We start from the raw sequence: 16,740 nt of genomic DNA on the forward strand, positions 1-16,740 counted from the left end.
TCCTGGCTTGGGATATCTCCGCTCGCGCAGAGAACCGAGAGCACCACCGGAAACATTCATGATCACTTGAGTAAGAAGTGATCGACAGTCAGCGGGCGGCCGGGCCCGTCTTCGCTACACGACGCGCCCGGCCGCCGCAGATGCAGCAGGTCACCCCCTGCTGCTCACAATCTCGATCACAGAAAGGATTTGTCGTGAGTCAAGACGAAACGCCTCCCTCCAAGAAACGCCCCTGCAAGCCTGAGGGCGGCTGTGCTGCATGCTGGCACCCAGTGGACTGGCTGCTGGCCTCAAAGTTCCGCACCAACAGCATGATCTGCGCCGCAGTAGCAGCGCTTGCCTTCTACATAGATTGGAATGCTGAACCGCACACCCTGCTGACTGACGGATTGGTGCCGTGCGCAGTACTGGGTCTCAGTCTCGCCGCTCTGTTCCGGTGGTTGCGAAAACGCCTCAGGTAGACCCGGAAATATCCACACCCTGATCTCCCGGGCTCAGTGGACCAGTTACTGGACTCTGTCAGTACGGCCAGGCGGCGGGGCGCCTGGCCGTACCGGCGAGTGTTCACCGTGCGGGGGCGACGCTGAGCAGGCCGCATCCGTAGGACTTGCCGCGGCCGATGCCCGCGACGATGTGCTCGACGAGCGCGGTTGCGTCCCGCACTTCGGCCAGGCCGTCGAAGCGGGTGCGGGCATGGTTGACGGGGTGTTTGTCGCGGCGTCGGCCGCTGGCGTCGCCCAGCGAGGTGCTCTGGATGCTGCGCAGGCAGAGCCCGGCCCGCTCGGCCTGGCGCTCCCACCACTGGGCGGCTTCTTGGCCGTGCAGGGGGACGATCTGTTTGGGGCGGCCCTCGGTGGTGTTGTTGCCCAGTTTGCGGGTGGCGTTGGCCGTGATCCGGTAGTGGATCAGTTGTCCGGTGCGGAGTGTGCCGATCAGCGGGGTGAGTTCCTTGGCCCGTGCGGTGCCGTAGGCGGGCTCCAGCCGGCCCGGGTCGGGGGTGAGGGTGCTCTGGATCAGGATGTGGTGGCCGGTGGGTCCTTCGTCCAGGCGGAAGAGGACGCCCGCGTGCCGTCGCGCGGTCTCTCCGAGCCCTTGCGGGAAGAGGCCCATGACCCGGTGGTGAAGGTCCACCGCGCTGCGGATGTCTCGCCGGGCGTCGTCGCTGGCGCGGGTGTCGGGAAGGATCTGGGTCACCCACAGGGTGGGGGTCATGAGGAGGACACCTCCAACTGGTGGTCGGCCAGGTAGCTGCTGAGGCGGGTGAGGTACTGCGTGCCGTATCCGGCGCACTGGGTGGCGGGGAGGCGGAGGGTGATGCGGTGGACCGGGCGGGCGCGGTAGCGGCGGTCCAGCGGAGTGAAGGAGAGCGGCTCGTCCTGGGCCTCGCCGAGGATGGGATCCGCCGGGCTGCGGCCGTCGGCGCTCAGGCCGTCGAGGGGGAGGTCGGAGGCGAACTCCACGGGCACCGTGGCCTCTTGCGATGGGCCGTTGCGGCCGGGTGCCGGGCGGGTGAGGGGGAGCTTGAGCAGGTGCTCGACGGGAGTGGCGGTCACTGTCGTGAGGATCAGCGGGCCGCTGGGCGGACAGGAGCGGCGACCCAGGTAGGGGGCCCAGCGCGGCCTGCGCAGCTTTTCCGCGCTTTTGTGCAGCAGGGTGGTGTCCTCGCTGGTGACGGCGAGGGTGAAGGCCGCGTCCTGGAGGTAGTAGCGGTGGGAGAGGAGCGTCGTCGTCTCGCCGCTGCGGTGTTTGTCCTCGGCGGTGGCGACGGTGAGGTGGCGGGGGAAGCCGCCGCCCACCGTGTGCAGGTCCCGCAGCCGTGTGCCCCGGCGGTCGACGCGGACGGTGAAGTGCAGGGGGGCCAGATCGTCGAGGGAGGCGTCGCGGGGGCGGCCGTGGGCTGCGGCGAGCATGCCGATCAGCGCGGAGCGGGTGGGGGCGGCGGCGGTGTCGCGCTGGTGGGGGAAGCGGGAGCGCTCGCCCCATGCCTGGAGCGGTCCGGTGAGCTGCACAAGAAAGCCCGACGTGGCGTGTGGGGAGGTGTGGTCGGTCATGCCGTCCCCTCGGCGGGGGAGGCGAGGGCCGCGTCGAGGGCGCCGCTGGTGAGTGCCTCGAAGGAGTCGACGCGCTTCCCCAGGCCGGTGATGTCCTTGGCGGACAGTGAGGCGTGGGCGCGGAAGAGGGCGTGGTCCTTGCTCAGGAGGCGGCCAACAGCCTCGGCGTAGGCGGCAAGAGCGTCGATGGAGGGAGCGGTGTGTCCGCCGTCCCGGCCGTGCCGGACGGGCTGTTCGAAGGCGGACGCGTAGGAGACGGGGCGGTCCGCGCGCACCGTCAGGTGCGCGAGGTCGGGGATGGTGTGCGCCGCGGTGGAGTTCTTCTTGGCCTGGGGCAGCGACATCAGCGCGGCTTCGAGGAAGCCCGCGGCGAGCCGTCGTGCGGCCTTGGCATCGCCCCCGGTGTTCTCCAGGAGGTCGGCCAGGTCCAGGACGACGTAGCGGTAGAGGACGCCCGCGCTGTGCTCGGCGTGGCCCATGTGGGCGCTGCCGGTGGTGTCGGCCCAGTCGTCGGTCACATCGTCGACGGCGCTGAAGTAGTCGATCTCGGTGTCGGTGCTGTGTGTGGTGAAGGCGTGGGCGACCTGGACGGCTCCGTCAACCTTGGCCTCGCCGACCTGGGCGAGCATCCGTCCGAAGAGGTTGATCACTCCGTTGCGGGAGCGCAGGACGTCGTCGATCCTCTGGGTGGGGACGAGGGCGTCCTTCTGCTTGAGCGTCTTGCTGTCCTTGGCCTTCTCCAGGCCCTCGCGGTGCTCTTCAACGAGGTCGCACAGTTCGGCAACGGCCGTGTCGGGGACGTAGACCATGGCGGGGGTCGTCCAGGCGATGTCGCCCTCCTCCTTCTTCGGGGCTTCCCCGCCGACGCTGCTGGCGACCACGACGTGCTGGCCTGCCCGGGCGGCCAACTCCTCCGGCCAGCCCCGCTCATCGGCCAGGTGGCGCTGGATGCGTGCGGCCAGGCGCCGTGTGCGCAACGCCTCCTCCCCCAGGTGTTTCTGGAGGCGCAGGCGCATAGCCCGCTTCCAGGACTGGCTGCTCACGCGGGTGCGGTTGACGCCGCCGAACTGGACGGTCTTGACCGAGTTGGTGTCGTCACGGTTGAGGTTGGCGTAGGGGACGGCCTGGATGATGTGCGCCTCGATGAAGCGCCCGGCGATCGGTGCGGATGCAGATGTCACGGTGCGGTACTCCTCGCGGAACGGATGAGGGGTTCTGGGCGGGTCCGGTAGGTGTGGGATCAGTCGGTGGGCGGGGACTGCGCGGGGCCGTCACCCTGCGGGCTCTCGCCATCGTCGGCAGCCGCTTGCTTCGCGTCGGCGTCAGCCGCTTCCTTGCGCTCCTCGCGGAGCGAGGTGCGGTAGTACGTCTGGAGCCAGGCGCGGGCGGTCCGGTCACGGTTGCGTTCCCAACGGGTCAGGTCCACCAGGAGCTGGGCGAAGTCGACGGTGTCGGGCCCGTCGGCCAGCAGGCGCACCGTGGGCGGGAGGTGGCGGTGCAGGCCAGGCAGGCTCTGTCGGCACAGCAGGCTCAGGCGGGCTTCCGCCGCGGTCCCGCGTACCTTGCTCTCGGCCAGGCACTGGCCGAGGTTGCGGGCGGTCGTCGCGGGCTGCTGCTTGCCCTCCTTCGCGGTGCGGCGTGCCGAGGGCGGAAGTGAGGCGATCATCGAGGCGACCGCGTAGTACGCCCGTTCTGTGGCCTCACCGAAGCGGCTCGGCACGAACTGGGCGATGACCGCGTGCATCCGGGGGCAGTCGTCGAGGGGGCGGCCCAGTCCGCTGCGCAGAGCGGCTCGTCGGCCGGGGTCTTCGCACAGCGTGTGGACGCGGGTGACGAAGTCTTCCGCGTGCCGGTACAAGGCGGAAAGGTCGCGGGCGGCGGTGGCGTCGCGCGCCACGATCGCGGATTCGAGGTCGAACATGACGGTCCAATCCGTGAAGAAAAAAGGGGAAGAGAGGGAGTGAGGCCGGTGTGCGTGGGCGGTTCTATGCCGCGTTCCGGCGTGTCCTGCGTCGCCCGCCGTACAGCTCCAGCCGGGCCTCCTCCACGACCTTCATGGCGTGGGGAGTCGGGGGCGCGTCGCGGGTGACGCCGTCGAAGGTGCTCTCGGCGAGATTCCGGAAGTCGCGCCACGCCTGCGCGAAGTCCCGCTCGTGTACCCGCGACCAGAAGAGTTCCTCGGCATCTGACCAGTACAGGGCGGCTGCCTGGTGGGTCCATGGGCAGTCGCCCACAGAGGTGTTGGTGATGGCCGCCCACGCACGTTTGACGGCCCACTCCAGCCGTTTGCCGTACCGTTCCCCGGCCACCCGCAGGTCTCCGATACGCCGGGCGTTGTGCGGCTCGCGTTCTTCGATGGCGTTCAGGACGGCCGGGGTGGTGGCGGAGACGAACTGAATGTCCTTGGTCTTGCCGTCCTGCTCGAAGCCGAGGGCCCGTACGGACAGGCGGTCGAGGATGTCCTCCAGCTCGGGGATGCTGTTCAGCACGGCGGGCCGGTGCGGGCGGGCGGACCCGCCGGGCTCCTTCAGCAGCAGCGCGTCCAGGTCCCGCCACAGGGCCCGGCCGGAGTCGGCGGGGCGTGGGTAGATGTTCTCCTGCTGGCTGATCTGCCACATCAGGTAGGCGTCCTCGGTGCGAGGCTGCTTTCCCCGGCGTGCCCAGGTGATGTAGGCGTCGCGGACCTTCTCGCCGCCGCTGTCGGGGACGAGCAGCACCGCGTGCTGCCATCCGCCGGTGAGCCGACTGCACACGCCGGGATAGGCCGACGGGGCCTCCAGGGGGTCCGGGAGGCCGGGAAGCTCCCAGGGGCACAGGTCGGCCGTGCGCCGCACGGTGCTCTCCGGAGGCGTCAGGCCCGCGAGCAGGGTTTCGAGGAGGTTCGCACCCTCGGGGTGGTAGGAGAGGCTGGTGCGCAGCGGCCCCGCCGACATGTCGGCCGCGGTGGTGGAGCCGGCGGTGCGGGAGGCGCACCGGCCGGAAGGCCCGTAGTACAGCCAGATCAGCAGGTTCAGCGCGGCCTCGACGGCCCCGGGGAAGTGCGGGGCGGTGTCGCGGTGATGCCCGAACCAGACCTGGTTGTTGCCCGCGGACCGCCCGAAGATCAGCTTGTTCACGCCCGCGGGCTTCGGGCACTGCTCGGCCAGCCGCGGGTCCTGCAAGAACGGGCGCGGCCCGAACAGATCGAACCGCTCGGCCAGCGGCTCCAGGTAGGCATCGACCCGGCCGGGATCGACCCCGCTGCCCAGCACCTCGGTGCGCCGGTCCAGCCAGTCGTCCCGGTCTTCCCCCAGCTCGTCGAGACCCGTGACACGGGCGATGAGCGCGTACAGGAGGCGGTAGAGCGCGGAGAGCGCCGGTGGAGGCCCCACGGTCAGGGAAGCGAGATTCCGGGAGTGCGCCAGCACGTCCCGCAGGCCGAGTCCGGACGGTCCGGAGTGCCCGGCGGCCCAGCGCACCCCGATCCAGGGCCTCGTCGTCAGGGGATAACTCACGTCCGGTAACAAAAGAATGCCGCCTTTCGTCGGGCGAGGAGCGGTGAAATGGGTACGCTCACGACCGGCCTCGCGAAAGCGAGGGTGAGCCGCGGGCCTCGGTCAGCACGACGAAAACGGCGGGAAACTCCTCGCGTGAACGAGGGCGTACGGCTTGCGGGGGACGCGAGGGAGATTGGTCTCCGCGCATGCCAGAGCGTCCCCTGCCCGGTCGATGAGAAGGCCGAGTGGGCTCTGTGGTCCCTGCGTCAGCGGAATGATCTCCTCCGTACTGACGTGGGACCGAGACCGATCAGGGGCCCCGTCCGCGAAATTGCTCCGTCCTGTCGCCCCCTCCCAGCACCCCGAGGGGTGGTGAGGCGATCGCCTCACCACCCCCGACCAGGCGGGACGCACCAGAACCGGCCACCCTTTTAGGCACGCGCCAGGGACCGCTGCGCTTGGAACTTCCCGTTCACCTTGCCGTCCAGTGCTGGACGAGTACATCGACGACCTGGGAGACCGCTTCCGGGGTTATGTGACCCAGCACCGGCAGAATCCAGTACCAGCTATCGGTGGCCAAGGCTTCGAGGGCGAGACTCCGCACAACGGTGGCGTCGCCGGCCTCTGCCGGACACATGTGGTGCGCGAGGACACGGAGCACGGAAAGCGTCCAGTAGCCCTCGTCGGCGGCCACGTCCAGGTACGTCGGTACGCCCGTCAAGTAGGTGGCCACGACCACTTGGGCCACGCCTCGGGCACCAGGTTCAGGCAATTGCGCAATCGTGCTGCATGCGCGCTCGCTGTCACCCAGAGTGGCCTGAAGCAGGGCGAGCCCTGTAGCGATCAAAGGCTCTGTGGCGAGGCGCTCGTGCGCTACGGACTCCAGGGAGGCGAACTGGGCATCGGGCCGGGCACCGGCGGAGTGATCGCACAGCACCTTGATCAGTGCGTTTCCGGATGCGCCGAGGCCAGTCCTCGGCAAGCCATCAGCGATAACACGTGCGACGACGGCCTCCGGTTCGAGGCCCATCTCGACGGCCAGGGCGGCCCGCCGGTACGGAATGCCCGCCTTGCCGAGCGGCCTGCCTCCGTGGGGAGGGGCGGCCCATTGCACGGCCCGCTCAGCGTCACCCGCGTGAGCGAACGCCTGGGCGACCAAAGCCCGTGCCTCCGGTGGTTGCGGAGCCGGCAGACGTTGGGCGACGTCGGCCAGGTGCTCCGCGCACCGCAACGCCTCGTCATGACGGTGTGCGCCCGCGTGGGCCAGTGCGGTCGAGGCCAGTACCCGCAGGCGCAGGTGTGTATCGGACAATTCGGCCGTCAAAAGCGAGGGGGCCTCTTCAACAGGACCGAGAACACCGAAGAGGGCTTCGGCGAGGAAGGGCAGCCAGGTGACTGGAGCGTCCTGTTCGGCAGCTCGCTTTGTGAACCGGTCCAAGCACCGGCGTAGGTTGGGGCCATCTCCAAGGTCGGACAGACGCTTCATTTCCTTGAGCAGTTCTTCGGTTTCCTTCGCCTCCGCTGCCTCGGCGGCTTCCAACCCTTCGATTGCCTCGCTGAGGCGACCGTCGGGCGGCAGCAAGGCACATGAGGCAACATCCGTGCGAGCGTCGGAGAGCAGGGCGCGCACCTTCCCGGCCGTCTCTCCGACATCGAGCAGCGCTCGAGCCACCCGGGTCAGCACCTCCCTGAGCCCGTCCCCCGGAACATCGCCCAGAGCTTTCCGCGCCTCGCGCCTGGCAGTGTGCGCCAGCTTGCGGGCCTCCTCGGGCATCGCCTCGGCGAGCGCAGAGGCCGCGGTCGCGCAGCAGTCGGCTGCTGTCAGGCCCGGAGACACTACGGGCAGTCCTTCGGCGAATTCCTTCATCCTGTGGTGAACCGGCTCGGCCCGGTCTGGATCGGCCGCGGCCACAGCTGACCAAATCTCCACCGCGAGAACGGGTCGGCCTTCAGCCGACTCCGCCTGGCATTCCGCTTCGAGCATGAGCTCGTCGAGTAACGCGCCCGCGAAGGCCGGTTCGGGACCAAGCAGCAGAGCTGCGGTCCCGGCCACTGCCGTGACGTTGTCGAGATGGCAGATGTCGACGGTTGTCAGCATGCGCATCGCCTCGTCCGACAGCCCCACTGCGGCGAGTGCGGCGGCAGCCCGGGGGACGAGCGCCTGGATCTCCAGCTCCGCTGTGGGGGTGGCCACCAGATCCTGTCGATGGACGTGCACGGCACACGCGGCGGCATCACGCGCCAGATGAACCGCCAGTTTCGCGGCCCCCGGCGTCCCCGTGGACAGGGCGGCTTGGACCACTTCCATGAGCCGCACGGCTTTGGAGGCGGGGTCCGCGGGCGAGAGTGCGAGCGAACGGGCACGGGCAAAGTCCCCGACCACGACCAGAGCGCGTAGGACCTCACGTGGTACCGGTCGACTCTTCACCTCGAGGAGGGACCGCGACGCGGCTGCCGATGCCAGGGCGACGGGTGTCGGCCGCACCTGCCCGACGTGATCGAGCGAGGCGAGCGCGAGGTCGGTACGTCCTCGGTTGGCGAGGCACAACAGACGGCGATGATCGAGCGCGAAGGCCAGCCAGCGGTCGAAGTCGCCGCCTTGCCTCAGCAACTCCTGGTAGTGGTGGAGCAGGTACACAGGTGTGGAGTCGGGCCAACCATCGGCCCTGTAACTATCGGCCCACCTGTGCAGCCGTCGGGTCAGTTCGGCGAGCTTTTGCGGGCCAAGCTCTTCCTCGGCGGCACCGTACAGTTCTTCGTGTGCCAGGACGAATGTGTCCGGCTCCAGGTCCTCGGGGCCGAATCCCCGGCTGACCACGCTGTGCAGCAGGTCCGTCAAGGAGAAGCGACGCGGCGTGGGCGTCTTCCCGTCCTGCCCGAGCAACTCGACCAGATCGGCTTGGCTCAGCCCACCGGTGGCCAGGGTCAGATAGCCGAGGATGTCGTGCACCCACTCCCTGGTGTCCCGGAACAGTGCGGCCAGGTCGTTCAGAACGGTCTCACGCAGTACGCCGGCCTCCGGCGAAGGCCGGAAGCGCGGTACCTGCTCGGCCCTCCGCAGCGGGTGATCCCGAGGCACATCGCCGGGCAGGGGCGGGTGCCACCGGCGACTGACCAGCACTCGGAGACCGGGATGAGGTTGCCTGGGCAGCAGCGAGGCGATGCTCTCGCTGCTGCCGATACGCGCCCCGGCGTCCTCATCCAGTCCGTCGACGACCAGGAGGAGGGTGCGCCCCCGATCGATGCTCGTCTGAGCCGCGTCCTTGTACAGCGCCAGCAGAGTGGCTGCGTCGGCCTGACACGGGTGCTTCCCCCCGACGTGCAGGCGGAGTTGCTCCACCATGGTGGTCGAGTAGTCCGCAGCGTTGTCCGACCTGTGCCCACGGCGGACGAAGTAGGCGATGAGGTCCATGTCGTCCGTCTCATACGTCCTGACGAAGGTGGCCAGGAACGCGGACTTGCCCGCCCAGGGCGGCGCGACGAGGGCCAGGTACCCCGTCGCCGTGCGGATCATTTCCGGAAGCTGATCGAGGTGTTCCTCCCGCCCCACCAGTTCCGGCGGCAGGTACTGGTCGGCCGTGTGGAAATACCGGAAGGGGGCGGCCTTGGCGGGGCGGGATTTGTTGGGTGGCCGCCCGCCGCGATTGGTCTGGCTTTCGACCACAGCGTCCTGGACAAGTCGCTGCCACTCCCGGCGGGAGCGGGAGGGTCGCCGGGCACGCTCCTCCAGGTAATCGATCAAGGCCCAATATACGGAGACGTTCTGCGGTGCCGGCCCGGTGTTCCCGTTCAGCCAGTTCCCGAGCCCCGAAGTGGAGATACCGATCTTTTCCGCGACACTTTTGTAGCTGATCGCTCGGCCACGTACCCTCCGCGCTTCCTCGTACAGCGCCTTCAAGCATTGGGCGAGTCGTGTGCGGGCGATCTCAGGGCTTCCCCCGACACCTCCTGCCTTCTGCGCGGTCAACTCATCCCCCTTGGGAAAAGTTTCTGGAGACTTTTTATGAAGCGTCTGAGCAGCGGGAACGCCTCCTGTTCAGGGCTCCTGTCGTCGCTGGAAACTCGTTGGACGTGGGACAACTGCCGCACCCGTCGCCCGGCAGCCCGCCGGACGACCTGTCCGGGAGGAATCTCGCCCATGTCCGCACTGCCGACCCTGCTGACGAACGCCACGGTACTGGCCGCCGCCACGGGTCTCAGCTACTCCGTGACTCTGCTCGGCGTCGCCCTCTTCTCCGTCGCCTCCCGCTCCCCGGCCCGACGCCGTGACGCGCGTGCGACCCTGGCGCTTCTGCTGGGGCGAAAGCCCCAGCGGTGATCCGCTGTTGGGCTGCGCATCAGCCTGGTGACGTATCCGGTGACGTGTTCGGCGTGACTCGGTCGCGTTGGTTGGGAAAACCAGTTCCCTCAAACTCCGAACGCGCGTTGCCGCCGCGTGCCAGAGTGGGCCTCGACAGCGCCTCACACACCTCCCTCTGGTCTGCCTCCTGGCAAGTGCCAGGAAGCAGAGGAAGGGAGGAGGTCCATGCGTGTGCAAATACGGCGCTGGCTGAGGGCCTGCCTGGTAGAGGCAAGGGGGTGGTTACAGAGACACCGGGGCGACATCGTGTGGTTGCTGAGCGAAGTCGTCGTCTCGACCGTGGTCTCATATCTCATCACGCTCATGTGAAGAGGTCTCTCCCGGCAGTGCAATTGCCGGGAGAGACCGCCTCTGGCCACGGGACAACGTCCTCCCGTCGAAGGGGCATGACGTGTCGGCCGTGGCGGTACATGGGGCCATTGCCCCTGCGACCATACCGGAAGTTCTCGAATCAGGGTCGTAAAGGCCCCTGCGCCAGCGGGGTTGAGCCGTCGGTGGCGTTCGTTGGCAAACACGCCTCAGGTTTTCCCCGCGTCGGCGGGGGTGGAAGACCGAGTACTCGCAGACGAGCCGAAGGACTGCATACGCATATCCGCTGGCCCGGCGAGCCGACGCCTCTGTCGGGCAAATTACTGGCCCCCACTTCGACCCTGCCCGAACCGCCCCGCCAACCCCATACTCCACTCAGATGGATGCGAGATACCGAGGACACACACCATGCACCCGGCTGATCCACCTTCGCTCGACGCAACGAACGATCGCCCTCGTTGGGACCCCCGCGTGCACGCATGCGTACAAGCGCTGACGCTGGACGGCGAGGTGATCGGCCAGAACCTGACGGGGCTGTTCTCACGCGCCGATGAGTTGGTGGACATTCACGGCGACACTCCTGGGGAGAAGGTCGCCCTCGTCGAGTTCCTGCTCGCCCTGTGCTACGCCTCGGGTGCGTATCCCACGTCCACCGAAGAGTGGCAGCACTGGGTGCAGGAAAGCCATCCTCTAGGTGAGGTCTCCTCGTGGCTGGCGAGGCAACCAGACGACGACTGGGACTTGTTCCACCGTGAACGGCCCCTGGGGCAGAACGCCCTCCTCGCACCGTTCTTAGAGGAGCACAGCACGGGCCCTGCCCAACTGGTGATCGAAAGCGCAGGTGACTACAACCAGTTCGCTGATCACCACCATTTGGACCATCCTGATCCGCTGCCCGCGGCCAATGCCTTCCGGGCGATGCTGACCCAGCACGTCTTCGGGCTTTCCGGTCGCGGCCGGATATCAGGCAAGGCCACGCTGGGACCGGCTGTCACGTACCTCGCGACCGGACGGCTCGGCGGCCGGATCCGGGTGCTGGCCCTGGGGCGGACTCTGGGGCACACCCTGCGTCTCAACCTGGTGCCGACCGCACACGAACCGCGTGTGCTGAACCTGACCTGGACAGCGGGGCCGATCGAGCGGCGGGGCTTCAAGGCCAAGCCGCCGGGCCGTGCCGTACGAGGCTATGCGGACCTGCACAGCTACCTGGGCCGCTCGGTGCTGATGCGGCCACGGCCCGGGCTCGGCGGCGAAGAGGCCGTCGTCGACCGTGTGCTCATCGGGGCCGGCGAACTGCTGGAGCTGGACCCGGAACTGCACCTTCAGGACGCCGTCATGTCCGTGACGCGCACGGGAGTGGAGAAACCGCTGTGGCCGTCGCCCACCCGAGACGTGTGGCGAGAAGCGCACGCCCTTTACGCCGCAGTGGAGAAGGAATCGGGTGGCCTGTACGCACGCCTCGCGAAACTGCCCAAGGAGCGGAAGGCCGACCGCCATCCCTTCGATCTGCTGGCGGTCGGCCTTCTCTCGAACAAGAGCACCCCCACAGGCTGGGTCACCAGTGTCTTCCCCTTTGCCCCGGGGCAGGCCCCTGCCCTGTACCAGGCATCCCTGCGCGGCTCCCAAGTGGCGGAGCATGTGGCCCGCAGTCTGGACCGGGCCGCCTACGCGGCCTGGGCCATCACGTACCCCAATCCCAAGCCCGCCGACAAGAAGGCACAGCTCGCCCGCTTCGACGCGCGGGGCGAGCAATGGAAGGCGACAGAAGAGCCTTTCCACACCCTGCTCCTGGATGTGGCGGAGGGTGCGATGGTCGCCGACTGCATGCCCGGTTACGTGGAGTGGCTCGTGCGGACGGCCCGGGAATTCCTGGACACGCGCCTGGACTCGCTGCCGAAGAACGGGCCGGGACTGCGCGCTCGCGCGGCAGCACGCAGAAGCTTCGAGACCGAACTCACCAGTTCCCGTGCACCAGCCGATCTCACCGAGCTCAAGGAGGGAGCAACATGACCGACGTACCGGGGTGGGAGGCTACGGAGTTGGGAGCGGCCCGGCTCACCGCCTGGCTCCTCACGTTGGTGCACAACCGCGAGTACGGCGACCTCGCCCAGCTCCGGCGCGCCACAGCAGGCACCGGCGCCAGGATCCGGGCCGGCTGGTATGCCCCGGACCCGACCGACCGGGCCAGCAGGGAGATCCACGAACAGGTCGCTTTCCTGTTCGCCGTCTACCACCAGGGGGTGGGGCGGCCCACTCAGGGCTTCGGCAGTTACGGCGCCGCGGCCCGGAGAATCGGCAGGCCCGGCAGCCGAGGACCCGACGATCCCGGCGCGACGCGGCTGGTGGACCGGATCGTGGCAAGTCGGCGCATCCCCTGGCGGCACCTCCAGCACGGCATCGCCCGGTTGCATGCCTGCGAGCAACAACCGCCGTCCTGGACAGATCTCGTCACCGATCTTGAGCGGTGGAACGACCGAAAGGCCCGCATCGCCTACCAGTGGGCGGTCGACTTCCACGCGCCGTACGACATCGGCAGGAAGAACACCCAGAAGGGCAGCAGCACGTGACCGAGACCCCCGTTCCACGTGGCCAGTTCCTCTCCCTCCACCTCTTGGAGACGCTGGTCGCGGTCCTGCCGGTACGCGATGAGAACGGATCACCGAAGACCATCGTGTACGGCGGCGTCGAAAGGCACATGATCACTAGCCAGGCGCGGCGCCGGGCTGAGCGGGTACACGCCCGCAACCGTGCCAACGCAGGCGTCGGACCACTAGCCGGGCGCCCCACTGGGCTGCGCACCCGCGAGTGGGCGCTTCTCACCGCGCGGGCGCTGGAGACCACTCACGACTGGGAGAAGGACGAGGCCGTCGTCACGGCGAGGGCCGTGCTGGAGGCGACGGGACTGAAGTTCGGCGACCCGGCCAAGAAGACCGTCGCCAACCTCACCAAGGTACTGCTGTTCGCGCCGGCCGACACCGGTGAGCGGATCGCCGCGCACATCGCGGAAGAGGCCGACAGTCTGCGCGAGTGGCGGGACAGGTATCTCGCCACGCAGGCGACCGTCGCCAAACCGAAGCGAGGTGCGCGCAAGGCAGCCGAAGCCGAAGAGGCCGGAAACGGAGACGGCGGGACTACAGAGGCGACACAGCTCCCAGCGCTGCCTACTGACTCACGTGCCGCCGTGCTCACGGCGCTGGCCCCGCGCGACGCAATCGACATCGGGCTGTACGGCCGCTTCCTCGCCGAAATCGCCGATTCGCCCAACGTGGACGGTGCCGTGCAAAGTGCGCACGCCTTCACGATCCAGGAAGCCGAGCAGGTGGACGACTTCTACGCTGCGGCGGACGACGCCAAGCTGGAACGCAAGAAGAACGCGCTGGACTTCCTGGACGCGGCGGACGACGCGGGCGCGGGAATGACGGGTTACCAGTCGCTCATCTCCGGCACCTTCTACCGGCACGCCGTGCTCGACCGGCGCCAGCTGAAGGTGAATCTCCAGGCCGCGGGCATGACCGAGGCAGAGGCGGCAGAGGCCGCGGTCGCTGCCGAGCAAGAATTCGTCAATGCCTTCGTCGAGGCGTTCCCCGAGGCGAAGAAGAACTCCACGGCCTCTACCGGCTCGCTGCCCGTCCTGGTGCTGGCCTTCGAGGGCGAGCGTCCGTACAGCTACGCGGGCGCCTTCCAAAGGCCGGTGGACGAAGACCCGAACAGCGAGAACGGCGAAGGTCCTGCCGGGCCCGCCGGGGTCAGGCGTCTACTCAGGCACCATGCCTTTGTCAGCGAGCGCCGCCCCGATATCCGTACGGCCTGTCTGCTCACGTACGACCCACAGATCGACGCGCTCCTCGACGGTCTGGACGCCTTGGACGTCGCGCGAGTGGACGCCATCGGAGACCTGACGCCGTGACACACGTACTGCTCCTCCGGCTGGCCGGTCCTCTGCAATCGTGGGGCATGACCAGCCGCTTCGCCGCGCGCCGCGACTCCCACAGCCGACCCACCAAGTCCGCCGTGATCGGAATGTGCGCGGCGGCCCTGGGACTGCCCCGGACCACGGACCTGGACGAAACGGACAGTTCGGTGGAGGGGATGGAACGGAAGAGGCCGACTCCCTTGGGGCGGCTGGCCGGAACCGTCTTCGGGGTACGTGCCGATCACCCTGGCGTCCCCGTTCGCGACTATCACACCGTCGGCGCGGGGTCCTATCCGCTGCGCCCCCGCGACCTCATCACCGACCACCGACGCGCCGCCGCCGTCTCGGCCAGCCTCGATGCGGCCACCGGGAACCAGTTCGGCCATCACACACTGGCCCGATGGTACGGAGCACCCAAGAAGATCGCGGCCGACCCCCACTCCGGCGTACTGGTATCCGGCGAACTGCGCCGCTCCGGCCTCATCACCGAGCGGTGGTATCTCGCCGACGCAACCTTCCTGGTGGGTCTCCAGCACGCCGACGAGGACTTCCTGCGGACCGTGGCCCGGGCACTGGAGCACCCGCAGCGCCTGCTGTGGCTGGGCCGCAAGTCCTGCCCGCCGTCGGGGACCCTCGTTCTCGGCACCGTCCCTGGCGACCTGGGTACGGCATTTCGCACCCACCGGCTCCTGCCCGGGCCCGACACGGCCGACCCTGCTCGCAAGCCCTGGGCATGGCTCCAGGTCCCGCCATCCGAGCGGGGCGCTACTCCCGTGCCGGATCAGCCGATGAGTTTCGACTCACTGCAACCTCAGCACACCACCCGCTGGGAGGTGCGCCGCAGGATCACGATCGCTCCGAACTCCGCCGACTGGAAAGACATCATCCTGTGAGCGACTCTCCGCAGCCCCGCACGGCGACGGCACGGTTCGTTGCGACCCATTCCGTGCTCACGTTGGACGCGCGCCACCCCTACGTGGCCAAGTCACTGATCGACGCTCAGGACATGCACCGCACGGTGATGAGCGGATTCCAGGGCTGGACCGATGACGACAGCCCGGATGCCCGTGCCCAGATGGGTGTCCTGTCGACATGGGCACTGGACCTCAAATCCGCGGCCCTGGTCCTCGTGGTACAAGCCAGGGTCGGGCCAGACTGGAGGCACGTGCCCAAAGCCGCTCTGCGGGAAGTCCCGCAACTCATCACCGTCGACCGCACTTTCCGCGACGGTGAAAGCCTCGGCTTCCGCTCCGTCGTCAACCCCACTTACAGCAAGCACCGCACGGGCCCGGACGGGAAAGCGGTCAGAGGCCGACGCGTCGCACACACCAAACCGGACGGCGTCAGGAAATGGTGCGGACGACACTTCGGGGACGGACGCACTCCCGGCTCCATCGGCGCCACAGCCGACCCCGATACCATCTCTGTGCGCATGCTGCCCACGGTATCCAGCCCCGCGCCCCACAAGGGCCTGAAAATCGCCCGCGCCGAGCTGCGCGGCTCCTTGACTGTCACCGATCCCGCAGTATTCGTCACAGCCCTCACCGAGGGCGTCGGTCACGCCCGAGCCTATAGCTGTGGACTCGTCCTGACGCGGTGACGCCGTGCGGGGATGGTCCCGGACGGTGTACGCGACACCGAGGCTGAGTCGGAACCAGGCCAGATGTTCAAAGGGCCGCGCCGCCGTCCACTCGGATGACCTGGCCGGTGATGTACGCGGCGCGGTCCGACAGCAAGAAGGCGACCATCTCAGCGGTGTCCTCGGGTTGTCCGAACCGTTGGAGCGGAATGCGGTCCAGCATTTTCTCGCGGGCTGGCACGGGAATGTCTTCGAGCATTTGCGTCTCGGTGATTCCCGGGGCCACGACATTGACCCGGATTCCGTGCCCGGCGACCTCCCGCGCCAACGACTTGCTCATGCCGATGATGCCGGCCTTGCTCGCGGCGTAGTTGCTCATCGTCACGAAGCCGCTGAGCGCGACGATCGAGGAGATGTTCACGCACGTTCCGCGCTTGCGGCGCAAGAAGCGGTACATCACGGCCTGGCAGACGTTCCACATACCGCTGAGATTTGTGTCGAGCACGTCGTCCCACGCCTCTGCCGACAGCAGCGGCATGGGACTGTTCCTGGTGATCCCCGCGTTGTTCACCAGGGCCGTGACCGGTCCGAACTCCTTCTCGACCCGGTCCACCATCTCCTCGACCTCGTCCCGGTCGCGTACGTCGCACGTGGTGAAGTACGAACGGGCGCCAAGGGCTTCGATCTTCTCCCGGGTCTCACGAGAGTCCTCGCTCTCGGTCCGGTAGCAGCCGACGACGTCGTAGCCCTCGCCCGCGAGCTTGAGGGCGATACCGCGGCCGATTCCCCGGGCTGCCCCGGTCACCAGCACGCAACGCCGCTCATTCTCCCCGCTCGGCCCAGCAACGTTGTCCGCCATGCTCTCTCCTCAGCGCAGGAACGATCCCCGCGCCGGTTCAACAGCCCTCGCGGGGCCGCGAATCCGGCGCTCCATGACCCGCTCAGGGAACCACCGGCCGATAAAACGCCGCTTACTGAGGTTTTCGGGTTGGTGTCGGATGGTGACGTGCGGTGATCCCTGCGGTAGGCCGGAAGCATGCGGTATGCGCAGG

General features: G+C 68.3%; 13 protein-coding genes. 6 read left to right on the top strand and 7 right to left on the bottom strand.

Annotated elements, in window-relative coordinates:
• Positions 1 to 564: 564 nt before the first annotated feature.
• The 6 genes from cas6e to ACYVOO_RS03360 form a co-directional block, all read right to left on the bottom strand.
• A complete protein-coding gene (gene cas6e, locus ACYVOO_RS03335; protein WP_461014136.1) occupies positions 565 to 1,212 on the bottom strand; it encodes a type I-E CRISPR-associated protein Cas6/Cse3/CasE in 648 nt (215 codons plus the stop codon).
• Positions 1,209 to 2,051, bottom strand: coding sequence for a type I-E CRISPR-associated protein Cas5/CasD (gene cas5e, locus ACYVOO_RS03340; protein ID WP_461014137.1), 843 nt, complete (start codon positions 2,049 to 2,051; stop codon positions 1,209 to 1,211). The genes cas6e and cas5e overlap by 4 nt, the downstream gene beginning before the upstream one ends.
• Positions 2,048 to 3,232, bottom strand: a complete 1,185-nt coding sequence (gene cas7e, locus ACYVOO_RS03345) for a type I-E CRISPR-associated protein Cas7/Cse4/CasC (RefSeq protein WP_461014138.1) — start codon at positions 3,230 to 3,232, stop codon at positions 2,048 to 2,050. Before cas7e ends, cas5e begins: the two co-directional genes overlap by 4 nt.
• 59 nt (positions 3,233 to 3,291) lie before the next feature.
• Positions 3,292 to 3,972 carry a type I-E CRISPR-associated protein Cse2/CasB gene (gene casB / locus ACYVOO_RS03350; RefSeq protein WP_461014139.1) on the bottom strand — a complete coding sequence of 227 codons (681 nt, stop codon included), beginning with the start codon at positions 3,970 to 3,972 and terminating at the stop codon, positions 3,292 to 3,294.
• A 64-nt stretch (positions 3,973 to 4,036) separates the two neighbouring features.
• Complete coding sequence (gene casA, locus ACYVOO_RS03355) at positions 4,037 to 5,545, bottom strand: type I-E CRISPR-associated protein Cse1/CasA (protein ID WP_461014140.1); 1,509 nt, start codon at positions 5,543 to 5,545, stop codon at positions 4,037 to 4,039.
• A 454-nt stretch (positions 5,546 to 5,999) separates the two neighbouring features.
• A complete protein-coding gene (locus tag ACYVOO_RS03360) occupies positions 6,000 to 9,494 on the bottom strand; it encodes a helix-turn-helix domain-containing protein (protein ID WP_461014141.1) in 3,495 nt (1,164 codons plus the stop codon).
• 171 nt (positions 9,495 to 9,665) lie between these two features.
• Here ACYVOO_RS03360 and ACYVOO_RS03365 point away from each other — a divergent pair, with 171 nt between their 5' ends.
• From ACYVOO_RS03365 to ACYVOO_RS03390, 6 genes are all read left to right on the top strand, one after another.
• Positions 9,666 to 9,845, top strand: coding sequence for a hypothetical protein (locus ACYVOO_RS03365; protein ID WP_461014142.1), 180 nt, complete (start codon positions 9,666 to 9,668; stop codon positions 9,843 to 9,845).
• Between the two features lie 759 nt (positions 9,846 to 10,604).
• Entirely contained in the window at positions 10,605 to 12,206 is a 1,602-nt protein-coding gene (locus ACYVOO_RS03370) for a type I-E CRISPR-associated protein Cse1/CasA (protein ID WP_461014143.1), read from the top strand.
• A complete protein-coding gene (casB, locus tag ACYVOO_RS03375; RefSeq protein ID WP_461014144.1) occupies positions 12,203 to 12,763 on the top strand; it encodes a type I-E CRISPR-associated protein Cse2/CasB in 561 nt (186 codons plus the stop codon). Before ACYVOO_RS03370 ends, casB (ACYVOO_RS03375) begins: the two co-directional genes overlap by 4 nt.
• Positions 12,760 to 14,103 carry a type I-E CRISPR-associated protein Cas7/Cse4/CasC gene (locus tag ACYVOO_RS03380; protein ID WP_461014145.1) on the top strand — a complete coding sequence of 448 codons (1,344 nt, stop codon included), beginning with the start codon at positions 12,760 to 12,762 and terminating at the stop codon, positions 14,101 to 14,103. Before casB (ACYVOO_RS03375) ends, ACYVOO_RS03380 begins: the two co-directional genes overlap by 4 nt.
• Positions 14,100 to 15,002 carry a CRISPR-associated protein Cas5 gene (gene cas5 / locus ACYVOO_RS03385; protein ID WP_461014146.1) on the top strand — a complete coding sequence of 301 codons (903 nt, stop codon included), beginning with the start codon at positions 14,100 to 14,102 and terminating at the stop codon, positions 15,000 to 15,002. The genes ACYVOO_RS03380 and cas5 overlap by 4 nt, the downstream gene beginning before the upstream one ends.
• Positions 14,999 to 15,709 (top strand): type I-E CRISPR-associated protein Cas6/Cse3/CasE, encoded by a 711-nt coding sequence (locus ACYVOO_RS03390; protein ID WP_461014147.1) that lies wholly within the window; start codon positions 14,999 to 15,001, stop codon positions 15,707 to 15,709. Before cas5 ends, ACYVOO_RS03390 begins: the two co-directional genes overlap by 4 nt.
• A 67-nt stretch (positions 15,710 to 15,776) precedes the next feature.
• Here ACYVOO_RS03390 and fabG read toward each other — a convergent pair whose 3' ends face one another.
• On the bottom strand, positions 15,777 to 16,547 hold the full coding sequence (gene fabG, locus ACYVOO_RS03395; protein ID WP_453349583.1) for a 3-oxoacyl-ACP reductase FabG: 771 nt from the start codon (positions 16,545 to 16,547) through the stop codon (positions 15,777 to 15,779).
• Between the last annotated feature and the right edge of the window lie 193 nt (positions 16,548 to 16,740).

The organism is Streptomyces daliensis (genome assembly GCF_054782395.1).

Bases quoted from the DNA above. Each gene is read 5' to 3' on its own strand.
- cas6e (WP_461014136.1), bottom strand. From the start codon at position 1,212: ATGACCCCCACCCTGTGGGTGACCCAGATCCTTCCCGACACCCGCGCC.
- cas5e (WP_461014137.1), bottom strand. From the start codon at position 2,051: ATGACCGACCACACCTCCCCACACGCCACGTCGGGCTTTCTTGTGCAG.
- casB (WP_461014139.1), bottom strand. From the start codon at position 3,972: ATGTTCGACCTCGAATCCGCGATCGTGGCGCGCGACGCCACCGCCGCC.
- ACYVOO_RS03365 (WP_461014142.1), top strand. From the start codon at position 9,666: ATGTCCGCACTGCCGACCCTGCTGACGAACGCCACGGTACTGGCCGCC.
- ACYVOO_RS03370 (WP_461014143.1), top strand. From the start codon at position 10,605: ATGCACCCGGCTGATCCACCTTCGCTCGACGCAACGAACGATCGCCCT.
- casB (WP_461014144.1), top strand. From the start codon at position 12,203: ATGACCGACGTACCGGGGTGGGAGGCTACGGAGTTGGGAGCGGCCCGG.
- fabG (WP_453349583.1), bottom strand. From the start codon at position 16,547: ATGGCGGACAACGTTGCTGGGCCGAGCGGGGAGAATGAGCGGCGTTGC.